This is a genomic window from Caulobacter sp. D5, from assembly GCF_003185805.1.
Lineage (GTDB): Bacteria > Pseudomonadota > Alphaproteobacteria > Caulobacterales > Caulobacteraceae > Caulobacter.
Genome location: NZ_QHJY01000028.1, coordinates 1 through 17,261 on the forward strand (window position 1 = coordinate 1; position 17,261 = coordinate 17,261).

The 17,261-nt window shown below is 67.9% G+C and carries 11 protein-coding genes and 1 tRNA gene; 6 read left to right on the forward strand and 6 right to left on the reverse strand.

Annotated features, from left to right (window positions below; genetic code table 11):
* Positions 1-82: 82 nt before the first annotated feature.
* Positions 83-2,161: a bifunctional diguanylate cyclase/phosphodiesterase gene (locus DMC18_RS02310; protein ID WP_110117730.1), complete on the reverse strand. Its 2,079-nt coding sequence runs from the start codon at positions 2,159-2,161 to the stop codon at positions 83-85.
* Positions 2,162-2,434: 273 nt separating this feature from the next.
* Between DMC18_RS02310 and fdxA the strand changes: the two genes are divergently transcribed.
* The 3 genes from fdxA to DMC18_RS02325 all read left to right on the forward strand — a co-directional run bounded on the left by fdxA (position 2,435) and on the right by DMC18_RS02325 (position 4,092).
* A complete protein-coding gene (gene fdxA, locus DMC18_RS02315; protein WP_101714978.1) occupies positions 2,435-2,776 on the forward strand; it encodes a ferredoxin FdxA in 342 nt (113 codons plus the stop codon).
* A 316-nt stretch (positions 2,777-3,092) separates the two neighbouring features.
* Positions 3,093-3,599 carry a CarD family transcriptional regulator gene (locus DMC18_RS02320; RefSeq protein WP_110117731.1) on the forward strand — a complete coding sequence of 169 codons (507 nt, stop codon included), beginning with the start codon at positions 3,093-3,095 and terminating at the stop codon, positions 3,597-3,599.
* A 76-nt stretch (positions 3,600-3,675) separates the two neighbouring features.
* On the forward strand, positions 3,676-4,092 hold the full coding sequence (locus DMC18_RS02325) for a DUF1801 domain-containing protein (RefSeq protein ID WP_110117732.1): 417 nt from the start codon (positions 3,676-3,678) through the stop codon (positions 4,090-4,092).
* A 4-nt stretch (positions 4,093-4,096) separates the two neighbouring features.
* Here the strand turns inward: DMC18_RS02325 and DMC18_RS02330 are convergent, their stop codons facing one another.
* Together DMC18_RS02330 and DMC18_RS02335 are read right to left on the reverse strand one after the other, a co-directional pair.
* Positions 4,097-5,422, reverse strand: coding sequence for a PepSY domain-containing protein (locus tag DMC18_RS02330; protein ID WP_110117733.1), 1,326 nt, complete (start codon positions 5,420-5,422; stop codon positions 4,097-4,099).
* Positions 5,423-5,540: 118 nt separating this feature from the next.
* Complete coding sequence (locus DMC18_RS02335; protein WP_110117734.1) at positions 5,541-7,634, reverse strand: TonB-dependent siderophore receptor; 2,094 nt, start codon at positions 7,632-7,634, stop codon at positions 5,541-5,543.
* Between the two features lie 287 nt (positions 7,635-7,921).
* On the opposite strand from DMC18_RS02335, the gene DMC18_RS02340 reads away from it, so the two are divergent.
* Positions 7,922-10,132 carry a xyloglucanase gene (locus DMC18_RS02340; RefSeq protein ID WP_199228287.1) on the forward strand — a complete coding sequence of 737 codons (2,211 nt, stop codon included), beginning with the start codon at positions 7,922-7,924 and terminating at the stop codon, positions 10,130-10,132.
* Positions 10,133-10,164: 32 nt separating this feature from the next.
* Here DMC18_RS02340 and DMC18_RS02345 read toward each other — a convergent pair whose 3' ends face one another.
* The 3 genes from DMC18_RS02345 to DMC18_RS02355 are packed head-to-tail and all read right to left on the reverse strand — an operon-like array spanning position 10,165 to position 12,627.
* On the reverse strand, positions 10,165-11,082 hold the full coding sequence (locus tag DMC18_RS02345; RefSeq protein ID WP_110132668.1) for an alpha/beta hydrolase: 918 nt from the start codon (positions 11,080-11,082) through the stop codon (positions 10,165-10,167).
* Between the two features lie 46 nt (positions 11,083-11,128).
* The gene (locus DMC18_RS02350; protein ID WP_058349276.1) at positions 11,129-11,488 is read right to left on the reverse strand and encodes a response regulator; all 360 of its coding nucleotides are present in this window, start codon (positions 11,486-11,488) and stop codon (positions 11,129-11,131) included.
* Positions 11,485-12,627 carry a sensor histidine kinase gene (locus DMC18_RS02355; protein ID WP_233245126.1) on the reverse strand — a complete coding sequence of 381 codons (1,143 nt, stop codon included), beginning with the start codon at positions 12,625-12,627 and terminating at the stop codon, positions 11,485-11,487. The genes DMC18_RS02350 and DMC18_RS02355 overlap by 4 nt, the downstream gene beginning before the upstream one ends.
* A gap of 296 nt (positions 12,628-12,923) precedes the next feature.
* Here DMC18_RS02355 and DMC18_RS02360 point away from each other — a divergent pair.
* Positions 12,924-13,000 (forward strand) — tRNA-Arg (locus tag DMC18_RS02360).
* 583 nt (positions 13,001-13,583) lie between these two features.
* The gene (locus tag DMC18_RS02365) at positions 13,584-17,162 is read left to right on the forward strand and encodes a TonB-dependent receptor (protein WP_158285841.1); all 3,579 of its coding nucleotides are present in this window, start codon (positions 13,584-13,586) and stop codon (positions 17,160-17,162) included.
* Positions 17,163-17,261 lie beyond the last annotated feature (99 nt).

Sequence of the window (17,261 nt, forward strand, 5' to 3'; positions counted from 1 at the left end):
CCTCATCCTCCCACGCCTGCGGCGCGGGCCCCTCCTTCTCCCTATGGGAGAAGGTGAGAAGCGTGCATCCCTGTGGGTAACTTCAGAGCGAAAACCCGTCCACGAAGCCCGGCACCTTCTCGGGCGGCATCGGGCGGCTGAAGTGGTAGCCCTGCACCTGGTCGCAGCCATAGGTCGCCAGGGCTTCCAGCTGGGCCAGGTCCTCGACGCCCTCGGCCACCACCTTCATGCCCATCGACGAACCGAGCGTGATCACCGCCTTCACGATCGCCGCGTCCTCGGCGTTCTGGACGAAGCCCTTGTCGATCTTCAGCCGGTCGATCGGGAACTGACGCAGGTTGGCGAGGCTGGCGTAGCCGGTGCCGAAGTCGTCCAGGGCGATCATCACCCCGGCCGCGTGCAGCTTGCGCACCGTGTCGCTGACCACATCGGACGCCCAACCCATGTAGACGTGCTCGGTGACCTCGATGGTCAGGCGGTCGCACGGCACGCCCCAGCGGGCCAGGCGCTCCTGCACTTCTTCGGCCAGACGGCCCGAGCGGAACTGGGCGGCCGAGATGTTGACCGCCACCCGGCCGAACTCGATCCCAGCGTCCAGCCAGGCCCGCATCTGCTTCAGCGCCGTCTCGAAGGCCACGTCGCCCAGCTTCAGGGAGAGATCCTGGTCCTCGAAGGCCGGCATGAAGCGGTCGGGCGTGAGGATGCCCTGCTCGGGGTGGGCCCAGCGCATCAGCGCCTCGAAGCCGGCCACGCTGCCGCTCTCCAGGTCGATCACCGGCTGGTAGTAGAGGATGAACTCGTCGGCCTCGATCGCCGCGCGCACGTCGCGCAGCAGCTCCAGCCGCTGCTCCAGGGCCGAGCGCATCGACGGGTCGAACAGGATCGAGCGGTTGCGGCCCTCGTCCTTGGCCCGATAGAGGGCGATGTCGGCGTTCTTGAAGATGTGGCTGGGGTCGGCGTCGGGGTCGCCGTGCAGGGCCGCGCCGATGCTGGCGCTGACCGAGAAGCTGCGGCCGGCGTGCTGGATCGGCTGGCGCAGCAGCTCCTGCAGGGCCTTGATCGGCCGCAGCATGTCGCCCTCGCCGTGCAGGCCGCGCAGGATCACCGCGAACTCGTCGCCGCCCAGGCGCGCCACCGTGTCGCCGGCCCGGAAAGCGTGGCGCAGCACGTCGGCCAGCCGCCGCAGCAGGGCGTCGCCGGCGTCGTGGCCCAGGGTGTCGTTGATATCCTTGAAGTGATCGACGTCGATCATGATCAGGCCGAAGATCTCGCCGGCCATCTCCGAGGCGTCGACCGCCTCCTGGAACTTGCGCTGGAAATAGGCCCGGTTGGGCAGGCTGGTCAGCGGATCGCGGAAGGCCAGGTTCTCGACGGCCTCGGTCTGCCGACGGCGGTCGGTGATGTCCTTGAACAGGTTGACCAGCCGCTCGGGCTTGCCGTCGCCGCCCACGAAGCGCTTGCCGACCGAGCGCACCCAGGTCTCGACGCCGTCGTCGCGATTGAGCCGGAACTCGAACACCGCCGCCTCGCCGTCGCGGCGGGCGCGCATGATCTGGGCCATGCGCTCGCGGTCCTCCTCGTGCACGATCTCCAGCGGATCGGCATCGAACAGGCACCACCTCTCCAGCTCGGGGCAGGTGCCCGAGACGTAGACCTCGCCGGTCTTCAGGTCGACCTCGCGCACCATCAGGTCGTCGAGCTCGAGCGCCAACTTCAGCCGCTGCTCGTTGCGCTCGGCCCGCAGCGCGGTCTGGGCGTAGCCGGTGACGTCGCGGGCGGTGACGATGACGGCGAAGATGATCCCCTCGTCGCTGCGGCAGGCGGCGAACTCGCTGCGCCAGATCCGCTGGGCGCCCTCCACCACCTGGGCCCGATAGCGCGAGAACGGCTCGCCGGACGCCAGGCAGCGCTCCAGGCTCTCGACGTCCTCCAGGTTCATCAGGCAGCGGGCGAAGGGCTCGCCCGGCGCCAGACTCGGGGTCAGGTCCTCGTCGCGCCATTCGGCGCTGACGGCGGCCAGCCGGCCCGAGCGATCGATCAGCGCGGCCGCGAACGGCGCATGCGCGACGAAGGCCTCGAACGAGGCCATTCGAAGCCGCAGCTGCGCGTTGATGTCCTCCGCCGTCGCCGGCGAAGCGGTCTTCAGGGCCATGCTGGTCATTCTGGTGTCGGCTTCCCGACGTTGTTGTGCGGCGTATCCTCAACTACACAGTGAAACGCCTTCCATAAGAATTGGTATCTTTCGACGAACCTCGTTCTTCATGGTCGGAAGCCCGACAAAGCGTGCCCAAAGCGCCGCTCGCGGGCGCCCGTCTGTCGGCGTCGTCAGAAATCCTGGCCCCGCCGCGCACCGCGCCGCATTGACATTCACGCCCGTCGCTCCGAAAACGCGGCCGCGTTACGTCCGTCCGTCCCAGAAAGCCGCCAAGTTCCGATGACCTACATCGTCACCGACGCCTGCATCCGCTGCAAGTTCATGGACTGCGTCGAGGTGTGCCCGGTGGATTGCTTCTACGAGGGCGAGAACACCCTCGTGATCAATCCGGACGAATGCATCGACTGCGGCGTCTGCGAGCCGGAATGCCCGGTCGACGCCATCAAGCCGGACACCGAGGACGACGCCGACGGCAAGTGGCTGCGGATCAACTCCGACTACGCCAAGGTCTGGCCGAACATCACCGTCAAGGGCGAGCCGCCGGCCGACCGCGCCGACTTCGAGCGCGAGACCGGCAAGTTCGAGAAGTACTTCAGCGAAAAGCCCGGCAAGGGCTCCTGATCCAGGGCTGAATCCCCGTTTCCACGGCCGGTTTACAGCCGTCGCGACCCCATGCCGGGTCGCAAGCCTTTCATGAGGCTGAATTTTATGCTATTGTCGCTTCCGACGTGACGGATGCGCCCTCGCACCCGCATGTCTGGTGGAAGACGACAGCCGTTCAACGGCTCGCCCGATCGAAGGCGAAGGGTGACTTAAGAGACACTCCAAATCCTGATCCGACTTGGCCCCGCCTCTCCGACGGACGGGTTGCTATCGCTTTTTGGGATGCTTGGAAACGGCGTTTTGGGCGCGAGCCCAATTTTATGAGGACGAACGAATGAGCAAGAGCGGTCTGGAATTCTCGGTCGGCGATCACGTCGTCTACCCCGCCCACGGCGTGGGGACGATCCAGGGCATCGAGACCCAGGAAGTGGCCGGGATGTCGCTCGAAGTCTACGTCATCACCTTCGACCACGAAAAGATGACCCTGCGCGTCCCGACCAAGAAGGCTAAGGCCGCCGGCCTGCGCCCGCTGGCCGAAGGCGACGTCGTCAATCAGGCCCTGACCACCCTGAAGGGCCGCGCCCGCGTGAAGCGCACCATGTGGTCGCGTCGCGCCCAGGAATACGAAGCCAAGATCAACTCGGGCGACCTGGTGTCGATCGCCGAGGTGGTCCGCGACCTGCACCGCGCCGAAAACCAGCCGGAACAGTCCTATTCGGAGCGTCAGCTCTATGAATCGGCCCTGGACCGCATGGCCCGCGAAGTCGCCGCCATCGAGCGTATCGACCGCGAAGCCGCCATCGGCATCCTGACCAAGTCGCTGGTCAAGACCGCCGCCTGAGGCCCCGGCCTCAACGACGACGTCTTCGAAGACGCCCCCGGTTCACCGGGGGCGTTTTTCGTTGCAGGATGGGGTCATGGCCGCCGAACCCAAGACCCGTCCGACGGACGCCAGCGTCGACGACTTCCTGGCCGCCTCCCCCGAGGCCCGCCGGGCCGACGCGCAGGCCGTCCGCGCCCTGCTGGCCGAGGTCGCCGGCGCCCCGGCGGTGATGTGGGGGCCTTCGATCGTCGGCTTCGGGTCCTACTCGACCGGCGGCGCCAAGCCGATGGACTGGCCGCTGCTCGGCTTCTCGCCGCGCAAGACCGAGCTGGTGCTCTATTTCGCCTCGGACTTCCCCGAACGCGAGGCCCTGCTGGCGAAGCTGGGCAAGCACCGCTCGGCCGTCTCCTGCGTCTACATCAAACGGCTGGCGGATGTGGACCTGGAGGTCGTCCGCGCCCTGGCCGAAGCCTCGGCCGCCTGGACGCGGAGCGGCCACACCGCCTGCTGATCCCTCAGGCCGGCTTCCTGCGCAGCACCCGCGCCCGGCGCTTCTTCAGCCAGATCACCACGCCCGTGACGCTCAGCGCGGCCACGACCAGGCCGGTCAGCGAGATCAGGATGCGGCCCGGCAGACCCAGGATCCGGCCCGAGTGCAGCGGGAACTGGGCCTGGACGAAGATGTCCGCGGCCGTGCCCTTCCAGGGCAGGCGCTCACCCAGATAGCGGCCGTCGGCGCCGTCGTAATAGAGGTAGGGCGGACCCACGCCGCCGGCCCCGTGGTCGTCGCCCACCTTGTGGAAGGCCACGCCGTAGACGCCGTAGTGCGGCGAGTAGAACGCCCCGCCCACCGGGGCGGTGAAGCCGCGCGCGGCCGCGTCCGTCCTGGCCTTCGCGATGATCGCCTCATAGGTCTGCTTGGGCAGGATCGGGTTGTCGTGGCTGGTCGGCACGCGGGTGTCGAACGGGGTCGGCGAGACCTTCGAGATCTTCGACATCACCGGATAGAACACCTCGCTGTAGAGGTTCAGCGAAAAGGCCGTGAAGGCCACCACGAACAACACGCCCCACGGCCACAGGCCGAAGGCCCGGTGGATGTCGAAATTGATCCGGTAGGCGCTGGCCTTGGTCTTGATCTGCCAGGCCGGCTTCCAGCGGCTCCAGAAGCTCTTGGCGGGCTTGCGGCCATTGGTCGGGCTGGCCGGCAGGGTCAGGTAGAAGCCGACGAAGCAGTCCAGCGTCCACAGCACCGCGACCCCGCCCAGCAGCCAGACGCCCCAGCGGTCGATGCCCCAGAACTCGGGAATGTGCAGGGTGTAGTGCAGGATGTAGAGGAACGAGACGAAAGTCTCGGTGGTGATCGGCCACACCGCGCCCCACTCGCGCCGGCCCTGCTCGACGCCGGTCGCCGGGTCGATGAACACCTGGTTGTAGCCCAGCTCGTAGTGCTTGCCGGTCTTGGGGTCCTGACGGGCGTCGACGCCGATGGCCAGGGTCTCGCCCGGCTCGGCCACGAGCGGGAAGTAGGAGACGATCACCCGGGGATCGCGCGCCTCGACCTGCTTGACGATGTCCAGCGTCGGCAGGGCCGGACCGTCGGTCCGGGCGTGCATCAGGTGCGGGTTGAGGATGTCGTCCAGCTCGTGGTCCCACGAGATCACCGCGCCGGTGACGCCCGAGATGAACAGGAAGCCGGCGATGAACAGGCCCACCCAGCGGTGGACGAAGGTCAGGGTCGGCCGCACGGCCGCGCGCACGGCCTTGGCCACCGAGGCCGCGGGCGGCTGCGGGACCGGCGTGACGTCCGGCGCGTAAGGTGTTTCCAGATTGCGCGCGTCCATCCGGCCTCCCGGAGCCCTTCGGTTCCGCGCCATGCGAGGCGGCTGAAAGGCTCGAAAACAAACATCAAGGGCGTGGCGACCGTCGAACCGGCCGCCACGCCCCTCTTAATAACGATTATTAGAAGCGATAGTCCAGGCGAACCGACACGCTGCGGGGCGCTGCGTAGTAGGCCTGCCCCCACATCAGGCTGTTGAGGTACTTCTCGTCGCCGACGTTCTTGAGGTTCAGCGTGCCGCGGATGCGGTCGGTGACGTCGACGCCCGCCATCAGATCGACCACCGCATAGGCGTCCTGGGTGACGTCGGCGGCGTCGGTGGTGATCTCGTCCTGCCAGCGCACGGCGGCGCCGAGCTTGAGGTTGCGCAGCGACGGCACGCTGTAGGTGGTCGAAGCCTTCAGCGTCTTGCGCGGCAGGAAGACCCGGGCGTCGGCGCCGGTCGCCGTGTCCTCGATCTCCAGCGACGTCCAGCCGGCGCCGATGCGCCAGTTGTCGGTGATCCGGCCGCTGGCCTCGATCTCATAGCCCTTGGACTCGGTGTCCTGGGCCGAATAGTAGCTCTTGCCGTCGTCGAAATAGCCGGCCCAGGCGGCCAGGCCCTTCTGCACGGCCTTGAACACCGAGCCGGTCACGTACAGGCGGCCGTCGAACCACTCGCTCTTGACCCCGGCCTCGTAGCTCTTGCCGTGCACGGCGGCGAGCTTGGCGCGGGTGGAGTCGACCTCCGACTGCGGATTGAAGATGTCGGTGTAGCTAGCGTAGAGCGAGACGTTCTTGTTCAGGTCGTAGACCGCGCCGAGATACGGGCTGACCTTGCTTTCGTCGCGGGCCATGTCGGCGCCGTACGAGAAGCCGTAGGCCTTCAGCTTCAGGGCGTTGAAGCCGGTCACCAGCTTCAGCTTGTCGGTCACGCTCAGGTGGGCGCCGGCGTAGAAGCGGGCCAGCTTGGTGGTCTCGTTGGCCGCCAGATAGGCGCCCGGATAGGTCGGCTCGGCCGGCTGGGTCGAGCCCCAGCTCGTGACCGACGAATAGACGATCGAGTCGCTCGAGAAGTCCTCGTACTCGTGGCCTTCCGAACGCGACACCTGGCCGCCGACCACCAGCTGGTGCTCGCGGCCGAAGGCCTGGAACGGACCCGAGGCGTAGGCGTCCAGGGTGTAGCTCTCATAGATCGACGGATAGACGCCGCTCATGCCGTAGACGCCCAGGCCCGTCGTCGGATCGATGCCGTCCTCGCCGGTGTAGGCGTAGAGCAGCTTGGCGTGCTCCTCGAAGCGCTTGGCCGTGGCGATCGCCTTCAGGCGCCAGCCGTTGTCGAGCCGGTGCTCGACCTCGGCGAAGGCGGTCTGGTCGCGAACGTCCCAATAGGTCCAGTCGGCCGAGGTCGAGGACGAGACGTCGTAGTTGATCAAGGACCCGTCGCTGTAGGTCAGCGGCAGGGCGCCCCACAGCACGCCCGAAGCCCGGTTGTCCTGCATCGACCAGCCGAAGGTGGCCGTGGTGTTAGGGGTGGCGTCCCAGGCCAGCAGGGCCGCGTAGACGTTCCGGTTGACCTTGTAGTGGTCGAGATAGGAGTCGCGGTCCTCGTTGGCGTAGATCAGCCGGCCGCGCAGCGTGCCGCTCTCGTTCAGCGGGCCCGAGACGTCGGCCTCGAGGCGCTTGGAGTCCCACGAGCCGTACTGCAGGGCGCCGCTCGCCTGGAATTCGGCGGTCGGGCGCTTGCGCACGTAGTTGACGGTGGCCGACGGGTTGCCGGTGCCGGTCATCATGCTGTTGGCGCCGCGCACCACTTCGACGCGGTCGAACAGCACGGTGTCGAGTTCGCCGAACTGGATGCCCCAGATCAGCGGCAGCCCCACGCCGTCGACCTGGAAGTTGGTGATGTCGAAGCCGCGCGAGTTGTAATAGGTGCGGTCGGTCTCGACCTTCTCGACGTTGACGCCCGTGGTCAGGGCCAGAACGTCGTTGATGTTGGTCAGGGCGAAGTCGTGGATCGTCGCGCCGTCGATGATGGTCACCGACTGCGGCGTCTCGCGCAGGCTCATGTCCAGGCCCGTCACCGCCGAGGTGCGGGTCTTGGCGCCGGTCACCACCACGCCGTCCAGGTTGTCGGCCGCGCCGTCGGCGGCCGGGGCCTCGGCCGCGTGGGCGGCGGCCAGCAGGGCCGGGCTCATGGCCGCGGCGAGGAGGAAGGCGCGAAGGGATCGGGACATCTGGGGCGCTCGTGCAATCAAGAATAAGTCGCAAGAGCGCATAGGCGCCGGGCCCAGAGCTGTCAAACCTCAGGATGCAATGGATTCGCATTTGCGTTCAGGCTGCGTCCTTTCGGCCACGGCGCGCGTCGGTAGAGCTTGGTTAGCGCTAACAATTGTGGCTGGCGAAACGGCCTCGGCTCATGCGAGATCACGGGAAAACTACACTTCGCATTAGGGTCGCCATGTCGTTCACTTCAGCCCCGAGCCGCCGCGAAACCCTCCTGGGCCTGCTTCTCGGAACGGCGATGACAGCGCTGCCTTTTGGCGCTGCGGCCCATGCGGCGACGCGCGCCCTACCCTATCGCTGGCGCAACGTGCGGGTCGGCGGCGGCGGCTTCGTGCCCAGCGTGGTGTTCAGCCCGGTCGAGAAGGGCCTGGCCTATCTGCGCTCCGACATGGGCGGAGCCTATCGCTGGCAGGCCTCGGAAAGCCGCTGGATCCCGCTGCTCGACGACCAGGCCCAGGGCAGCTGGCAGGGCGTCGAGAGCGTCGCGCCCGATCCCGTTGATGCGAACCTCGTCTACCTGGCCTGCGGCATGGGCCGACCCGATCCGGCCGCCATCCTGCGCTCGGAGAACCGCGGGACCGACTGGACCGTGGTCCCCGTTCCCTTCCGCATGGGCGGCAACGAGGACGGCCGCGGCCTGGGCGAGCGCCTGGCCATCGATCCCAACGACACCCGCACCCTCTTCTTCGCCTCGCGCCACGACGGCCTGCAGGTCAGCCGCGACCGCGGCGCGACCTGGGGCAAGTCCGCCAGCTTCCCGCTGCCGGGCCTGGGCCTCAACGCCCACCCCGCCCCCACGCACGGCGGCCTGTCGTTCGTGATCTTCGATCCCCGCAGCGGCCAGCCGGGCCAGGGCAGCCGGACGATCTTCGTCGGCGTCGCCGATCCGTCCGAGCACCACCTGTGGCGCAGCGACGACGGCGGCCAGAGCTGGAAGCCCATCCCCGCCCCGCACGCCTATCTGGCCTGCAAGGCGGCGCTCGACGGCCAGGGCCGGCTCTACGTCACCTATTCCAGCGGTATCGGCCCGTCGAACGTGGCCGACGGCGCGGTCTGGCGGCTCGACACGGCGACCAACGCCTGGACCGAGGTCACCCCCGCCAAGCCGCAGGCCCAGCGCGGCGGCGGCTTCATGGGCGTCGCGGTCGATGGAAGCGGCGCGGTCGCCGTCACCAGCCTCAACCGCTGGAATCCGCACGACACCCTGTGGCGCTCCACCGACCACGGCGCGACCTGGACCGACCTCTATGCCGACGCCCGCCGCGACGTGACCACCACGCCCTTCCTGCACTGGGGCGAGCCCGAGGCGGATTTCGGCTGGTGGATGGCGGGCCTGGCCATCGATCCGTTCGATCCCGACTTCGCCTGCTACACCACCGGCGCGACCATCTACGCCACCCGCGAGTTCACCGAGGCCGCCGCCGGCCGCCCGACCACCTGGTTCCCGTGGGTCGAGGGCATCGAGCAGACAGCGATCATCACCCTGGCCAGCCTGCCAGAGGGCCCGCAGCTGCTCAGCGGCTTTGGCGACATCTCCGGCTTCGTGCACGACGACCTGGCCGTCTCGCCGACCGACCAGTTCACCACCCCGGTGTTCGGCAACACCAACTTCATCGACTACGCGGGCCGCAAGCCCTCGGTCGTCGTCCGTAGCGGCACGCCGCACCAGCGCCACGGCGGCCCGACCCTGGCCTGGTCCGGCGACCACGGGCGGACCTGGGCGCCGATGACCGCCCCGCGCATTCCGAACGCGCCGCCGCCGCCCGGCCAGGGCCGTCGCGGACCCGACCCGCACGACGACGCCGCCATCGTCGTCAACGCCGACGGCTCGGTGTTCATGGTCATGACCGCCCAGGTCCAGATCACCCGCGACCGCGGCGCGACCTGGCAAGCCAGCAAGGGCCTGCCGGCCTGGGTCCGCCCCGTGCCCGACCGCGTCGATCCCAGGCGCTTCACCGCCCTCGACCTTTCGACCGGCAAGCGCTTCCTCAGCACCGACTCCGGCGTCAGCTTCGTCGAGGCGCCGGTGCGCGGCCTGCCCGCCGACCTCTCGGCCGACCAGGTGACCTGGCGCGAGATCCCCTGGCCGCTGAAGGCCGTTCCCGGCCAGGCCGGTCACCTGTGGCTGGTCTCGACCCAGGGCCTCTTCCGCTCCACCGACGGCGGCGCCCGCTTCACCCGGATCGACGGCGGCGTGCAGGTCGACCAGCTCGACCTCGGCGCCCCGCCGCCCGGCAAGCCCTGGCCCGCCCTCTTCGCCATCGGTCGCAAGGACGGGGTGAAGGCCATCTGGCGCTCGGACGACGAGGGCGGGAGCTGGGCCCGCGTCAACGACCCCCGCCACGAATACGGCCGCCGCTTCCGCTGCCTGGCGGCCGACATGCGGGTCTATGGCCGTGTCTATGTGGGCACGGACGGGCGCGGGATCGTCTACGGAGAGCCGTCCTAGAGAAACCTCTCCCTCCGGGAGAAGGTACGAGGTTAGCGCCCCACCCGCTGCGTGACCCAAGCCTCCACCGCCTGCGTGTAGGCCCCCGGCTGGCCCAGCGTGCGGTTGACGTCGGCGTGGCTGAGGTCCTGCGGCAGCACCGGCATGGCCTGGCCGGCCTTCTCCACCTGCGCCTGGAACGCCCTGGCGTCGTCGCAGGGCTTGTCGGGGCGCTTCGTGGAGCAGACCACCAGCATCGGCACGGCCGCCGGCGTCCACTGGTCCATCGGCGAGACCCTGGCCCAGCCGGCCGGATCGCTGCCGAACGCCTCGTCGTAGAAACCCGGGTGGCGGCCGTCCATCACCGACGAGACCTTCATCGCCGCCGAGTCCAGCACCACCGTGCCGGCCCAGGACTTGCCGACCATCTCGGGCTTGGACGACAGGAGGGCCACGATGTGCGCCCCGGCCGAGTGGCCCATCAGCACGATCCGCCGGTCGCTGGCGCCCCACTCGGCGGCATGGTCTTGCACTTGCCGCAGGGCCAGCGCCACGTCCTGCGCCTGCTCGTAGGCCATCGCCTCGGGCAGCAGGCGGTAGTTGACGCTGACGAACACGTAGCCCTTGGGCAGCCAGTATTTCAGCTTGTTCTCGATCGAGCCGACATTGGCCTTGTCGCCGATCTTCCACGCCCCGCCATGGACCATGACGATCACCGGCGCATCCCGCGCCCCGGGCGGAATGTAGATGTCGATCGCCTGGCCCTTGGCCGTTCCATAGGTCTCGGTGAGCTTGCGGGCGCCCGGCGCGATGGCCTGCAGGTCGACCGGCCGCTCTTCCTCCGCACGCCTTTCCTGCATGCGCTGGGCGATACGCTCGCGCATGTGGTTGCGCAGCGGCTGGGCCTCGCCGGCGAGCACGCCCATGCTCAGGGCGCCGATCACGGCGGCGGTAAGGATCTTGCGGGTCATGGCGGCAAACATCGGCTCGCCCGAGCGCGGCTTTTTCGGGGCGGCGTCAGGCCGCGTGGCCGAACCCGTGCACGGCGTCGCGCAGGTGACCGAAATTGATCGGCTTGGCCAGCACGGTGACGTCTTCGAAGCCTTTGCGCGGCAGGGCGCCGTAGCCGGTGGCGAAGACGAAGGGCACGCCCTTGGCCCGCAGCGCCTCGGCCACGGGAAACACCATCTCGCCGCCGATATTGATGTCGAGCACGGCGCCGTCGAGGCTGGGCTTGTCGTCGTCGAGATAGGCCAGGGCCTCGCCCACGGCCCCGAACGAGCCGGAGACCTCGCAGCCGAGATCCGTCAGCAGGTCCTCGACCATCATGGCCACCAGGGCCTCGTCCTCGACGATCATGATCCGCCGCCCGTTCATGCCGCCGCCAGCCTTTGCGACAGCGGAGCGCGGAAGGTGAAGACCAGGCCTTCGGGGGCGAAGTCCAGCAGCGCCGAACCGCCCAGATCGCGCGACAGGCCGCGCCGGATCAGCCGCGAGCCGAAACCCTCGCCGCCGGGCGCCGGCGCCACGACGGTCGGGCCGCCGCGCTCGCGCCATTCCAGGGCGAAGGTCGGGTGCAGTCCGCCCGCGTCCTCGACGCGCCAGGAGACGAACACCTTGCCCTCGGGGGCCGACAGCGCCCCGTACTTGGCCGCGTTGACGATCAGTTCGTGCAGGGTCATGTGCACGGCCACCGCCGCCTCGGGCGTGATCTCGATCGGCGGCCCCTCGACGACGAAACGGCCGTCCTCCAGCCCGCCGAACGGGCGCATGGCGGCGGCCAGGATCTCGCGCAGGTGGGCCTTGCCCCAGGCCTGCTTGGTCAGCAGCTCGTGGGCCTGCGACAGGGCCAGCAGGCGCGACTCGAACGACTCGTTGAACGCCGCCGGCGAGGTCGCCGTGCGCAGGGTCTGGCTGGCGATCGACTGCACCGAGGCCAGGGTGTTCTTCACCCGGTGGTCCAGCTCGCGCATCAGGAAGGTGCGCCGCTCCAGCTCCTTGTTGAGCGAGGCGTGCAGGCGGCCGCTCTCCAGGGCCGCGGCCGTGGCCCGGGCCATGACCTGCAGCTTGGCGACGATCTCCGGCGGCGGGGTATGTTCCTTGGCCCAGTAGGCGCCCAGGGCCGCGATCGGGTCGCGGGTGCGCACCGGCGTCATCACCAGGCTTTTGACGAAGGTCGGCCGGTAGGCGTCGTGCGGGATCCGGTCGTCCTTGTAGATGTCGGGGATCACCACCGTCTGGCGGTTCAGCATCGCCCAGCCCGAGATGCAGGCGGTCAGCGGAAAGCGCTTGCCCTTCCACAGCGGGCCGATGGCGTCTTCGTCCAGGTACCAGCAGCAGTCGTTGTCGCGCAGCACGAAGGCCACGCCGTCGGCGCCGGAGATCCGGCGCGCGGACGAGCGGACCACGGCGGCCACCTCGTCGATCGTGCGCGTCGCCGACAGCTCCTCGATCGTCTCGACCAGAGTCAGCAGCGCAGAATCGTCTTCACCGCCCGACAAGTCGTGTTCGGCCATGTCCAGCATAAGGATTTGACGCTCGCGGGGCTACTTGCGCCCAAACCTAGCACGCGTCGGGGGGACAACAACAAGAGGCGTGGCGCCGCACATGATTACTCCCGGTTGCCGGGAAGGTTAACAGAGTCCTTTCGCTGACCGACAGCCGAGGGAGATCAAGGCTTTGTAGCGCTACCGTTTGCGCTTGCGGCCGCCGACGCGCGCTCTACTTGCGACAATCAGCCGCGCCGTCGCCTCGCCCGGGCTTCGCACCCGCCGCAACATGCGCTATGCACCCGGTCCGCGCCATGCCGCACGGTCCAGTAGCTCAGCAGGATAGAGCAGCGCTTTCCTAAAGCGAAGGTCGGGGGTTCGAGTCCCTCCTGGACCGCCACCCCCCTTGTCGCTCCGCCCTGAGATTTCACGGGCGCAGGTGGTCAGGCCGCGAGTCGTCCCGCGCGGCGCGAATACGTGGCGTTCATGAAACATGCGGCGACAATGCGGCGGATTTCGCGGCCGCCGCCGCGTCGCGCCACGCGCCGAGCAGTGGCTCCACACCAGCGCTCAAGTTCCTAATTTTCAACGGAAAAATTCTCGTCGAACTGTGGCGACGGCACTCTGAAACGCGCCCTTTCGGCCACAGCTCTCGTCACATTGATAATATCAATTCTTGCCAAAATATCTCCGGTATGTAATGAAGTGGTCATGCCACATAGTGGAACTGGCCCGAACATATTGGGACTGGCCAAGTTCACCCACTAGGGCTGGGGAGAGGGAACAATGGCTTTCAGACCAAGGGCGGGACCGCCCTAGGCCGGCCCGGTCGCGTGCAGGCGTGACCGCAGGGGGCATGAACGGACTTGCAAAGTCCGGCGAGGGCTGAGGGGCCCTCGACCAAATAAAATACATCGGGAGGAAATCTAATGGAGCGCCTAAGCGCGCGCGGCCAAATGGCCGCTGCTGTGTCCGTCATTGCCTTGAGCGCGGCTATCGCGCCGCAGATCGCCGGGGCGCAGGAAGTCATCAAGACCGCGTCTCCGGTCGCCGCGCCGCGGGAAGAACCTACGCAGGTCGAGACCATCGTCGTCGGCGCCCGCGCCTCGCAGCAATCGTCGATCGCGCGCAAGAAGCGCAGCGTCACCGCTCAGGACTCCATCGTCGCCGACGACGTCGGCTCCTTCCCCGATGGCAACGTCAACGAAGCCATGTCGCGCATCGCCGGCGTCGCCATCGAGCGTAACGGCTGGGGCGAAGGCGACGGCGTGGTCGTCCGCGGCAACGGCGCCGACCTGACCCGCGTGGAACTGGACGGCATGGGCGTGGCCGCCTCGGGCGCCAACCTGGCCGTGGGCGGCGGCGACGGCCGCAGCGCCGACCTGCGCGAATTCCCCGCCGAGATGATCAAGAGCCTGGACGTCATCAAGGGCCAGACGGCCGACATGACCCCGGGCGGCCTGGGCGCCACGATCCAGATCCAGACCCGCACGGGCCTCGACTTCAAGAAGCCCTACATCTCGGTGCGCGGCGCGGCCTCGGGCAACACCCTGTCGCAGAAGGCCTCGCCGGAAATCGGCATCGTCGCCTCGCGCAAGTTCCTCGACGACCGCCTCGGGGTCATCGCCAACATCAGCTACAGCAAGCGCCTGAACGACAGCCACTCGCTGAACAACGGCGGCTCGAACAACGCTCAGGGCTACACGCGCTTCGCCGACTTCGACAACTCGCCGGACAAGACCTTCACCTACAACCCGGCCACCGCCAACGGCACGGGCGCCACCGACCCGATCGGTTCGTGGGCCCTGACCGGCGGCGGTTTCTGGAACGCCCCCACCCCGGTCGACGTGCTGACCAAGTCGGCAGCGGCCAAGACCAAGGCCGAGTGTCTGGCCGCCTTCCCGCTGCTGAACGACGCCCAGCTGGGCACGATCGTCGCCGGCTCGAACGGCGCCAACCGCCTGGCGGCCCAGCAGGCCCAGATCAACTCGCAGATCAGCTGCCTCAACCAGTGGAACGACTACACGCCCAACCTGGTGCGCGACCAGAACTGGTCGCAGTACGAAGAGCGCCTGTCGTGGGACATCCGCCTGGACTACCGCGTCAACGACGACCTGACGATCTTCGCCAAGTACCAGGTCTCCAACCGTGACCAGCTGGAAGAGAACCGCCAGCGCACCCGCGGCGGCATCGCCACCCTGTACGGGGCCTCGACCGGCCAGACGACGACCTCGCTGACCACCAACACCTTCTATCCGGCCGGCACGCCCAACGTGCTGAGCGCCGTCAACGGCGGCGGCTACTACATCTACATGCCGGGCCTGCCGACCAGCGCCTTCACGATCGACACCACGCCGGGCACGGCGGTCACCAACAACGCCTTCCCGCTGTACGGCGTGGCGGCCAACATCGTGCCGGGCTCGATCCAGGTCGACGGCAACCACCACCTGACCCAGTTCGACATCACCAACGCCGGGGTCAATATCGACCACATCAACAACCAGCAGGACTGGCACACCAAGTACTGGTCGGGCGGCGCCAAGTACGAGCATGGCCCGATCACGGCCGACCTGACCTACGGCCACAACGAGAGCAAGTACAGCCGCCAGGACATCCGCCTGACGCGCTCCTACAACTACGGCAACGCGACGATGCGCGTGCTGGAGAACGGCATCTGGACGATCGACACGCCGGCCTCGTACGACGAGACCAACATGTCGAACTTCGTGCAGATGCTGAACCCCACGGCGGTCGGCATGCCGTCGTACAGCAACGCCTATCGCCTGTCGTTCACGCCGCGCCTCGTCGAAAGCGCCGAGGATCAGGTCAAGTTCGACCTGACCTACCTGCCGGACATGCCGCTGTTCACCCGATTCAAGGTGGGCGCCCTGTACCGCAACGCCACAGCCGACTCCTGGGGCAACGGCGGCTACTCGCCCACCACCGGCGTCTTCGTGCCGACCCTGACCCTGCGCAGCGACGTGCGGGCCTGCCAGAACGTGGCGACCACCACCGCGGCCAACGCCTGCGTCTACGGCTACACGCCCAACCCGACCACGGGCCTGAACTTCCTGTACGGCATCGAGACCCTGACCCAGGCGCAGCTGATCTCGATCTACCAGAACTCGCTGGAAGAGAACTCGGGCCCGTTCATGAAGGGCTACGAGGGCACTTCGGGCCTGGAGCTGTGGGACAGCATCGACGTGCCGAAGGCCTATTCGCAGCTGGCCAGCGCGGCCAACTACAACCTGGGCTGCATCAAGTCGTGCACGGCCAGCGACGGCAAGGTCTACGACCAGCCCTTCAACGCCACCGAAGAGACCATGAGCTCGTGGTACTGGATGGCCGACCTGGCGTACGACCTGCCGTTCGGCATGGAGCTGAAGGGCAATCTGGGCAGCCGGATGTTCAAGACCGAGGTCGCCGGCTCGGGCTACGTCACGCTGAACTACACGCTGAAGAACAGCAACTTCAACCCGGCCGACCCGACCAACGTGCTGGGCGTCAGCACCGGCGCGATCACCAAGCAGGTGACCCTCAACAAGTCCTACACGGGCTGGCTGCCGTCGTACAACGCCGTCCTCTGGCCCGTCCCGGACAAGGTCGCGCTGCGCTACAGCTGGGCCAAGACCATCGCCCCACCGGCCATGAAGTACCTGTGGCCGGGCGGCTCGTGCACCTATGACGAACGCCGCCTCGACGTCATCGAGACCGACGGCTCGTCGCAGGACATGAGCTGCGGCACCTTCGGCAATGCGGACCTGAAGCCCTACCAGGCGACCAAGAACAACACCTCGCTCGAGTGGTATCCCAACAAGGACACCTCGTTCAGCCTCGCCTACTACCGCCAGAAGGTCCGGGTCGGCGGCGCCATCGCCGTGCCGCTGAAGAACAACCGCACGATCTTCGACGGCAGCGACACGGTGGTGCCCGGCACCGACCGCCAGCTGTCCGAAGTCGACTTCGCCATGACCACCTACCAGAACGGTCCGGGCTACGTGCAGTCGGGCTGGGAGTTCGTCGCCAAGACCGCCTTCACCTTCCTGCCCTGGAAGTTCAGCAAGACCGGGATGGACTTCAACGTCTCGACCACCAAGTCGAACAACTCGGTCACCTACATGGACCCGCTGACCGGCGAGGCGCTCGACCCGATCGGCCAGTCCAAGTACTTCGCCAACCTGGTGTTCTGGTACGACGACGGCGTCACCAAGGCCCGCATCGCCTATCAGACCCGCGACCGGGTGCTCTCGTGCATCTCGCCGTGCGGCAACACCAGCGCCTCGCCGGTGCGTAACGCGCCGAACACCAACATCGGCAACTTCGTCGGCTTCCCGTACAATCCGAGCGAGCCCTTCTACTCGGAGAAGTACGAGTACCTCGACGCTAAGATCTCGCGTCGCCTGAACCGCAACTTCGAGATCTACGCCGAAGCCCGCAACATGCTGAACGCCGCCCGCCTGTCGGTCGGTTCGGACGACCGCGGCTTCGACGGCAAGCCCAACCCGTGGTCGGTGTCCTACGGCGGCGCCCGCGTCGCGGTGGGCTTCACCTACCGCAACTAAGCCTGCCTTCCGCCCCGGCGTCCGCGCCGGGGCGGAGCCCTCCGGGCCCCCTTTGCTTGTACCTGCGACCGGCCCCCGCCGGTCCGCGACCGACAGGGC

Coding starts and splice junctions, on each gene's coding strand:
- DMC18_RS02310 (WP_110117730.1), bottom strand. CDS start 2,161: ATGACCAGCATGGCCCTGAAGACCGCTTCGCCGGCGACGGCGGAGGAC.
- fdxA (WP_101714978.1), top strand. CDS start 2,435: ATGACCTACATCGTCACCGACGCCTGCATCCGCTGCAAGTTCATGGAC.
- DMC18_RS02320 (WP_110117731.1), top strand. CDS start 3,093: ATGAGCAAGAGCGGTCTGGAATTCTCGGTCGGCGATCACGTCGTCTAC.
- DMC18_RS02325 (WP_110117732.1), top strand. CDS start 3,676: ATGGCCGCCGAACCCAAGACCCGTCCGACGGACGCCAGCGTCGACGAC.
- DMC18_RS02330 (WP_110117733.1), bottom strand. CDS start 5,422: ATGGACGCGCGCAATCTGGAAACACCTTACGCGCCGGACGTCACGCCG.
- DMC18_RS02335 (WP_110117734.1), bottom strand. CDS start 7,634: ATGTCCCGATCCCTTCGCGCCTTCCTCCTCGCCGCGGCCATGAGCCCG.
- DMC18_RS02340 (WP_199228287.1), top strand. CDS start 7,922: ATGACAGCGCTGCCTTTTGGCGCTGCGGCCCATGCGGCGACGCGCGCC.
- DMC18_RS02345 (WP_110132668.1), bottom strand. CDS start 11,082: ATGACCCGCAAGATCCTTACCGCCGCCGTGATCGGCGCCCTGAGCATG.
- DMC18_RS02350 (WP_058349276.1), bottom strand. CDS start 11,488: ATGAACGGGCGGCGGATCATGATCGTCGAGGACGAGGCCCTGGTGGCC.
- DMC18_RS02355 (WP_233245126.1), bottom strand. CDS start 12,627: ATGGCCGAACACGACTTGTCGGGCGGTGAAGACGATTCTGCGCTGCTG.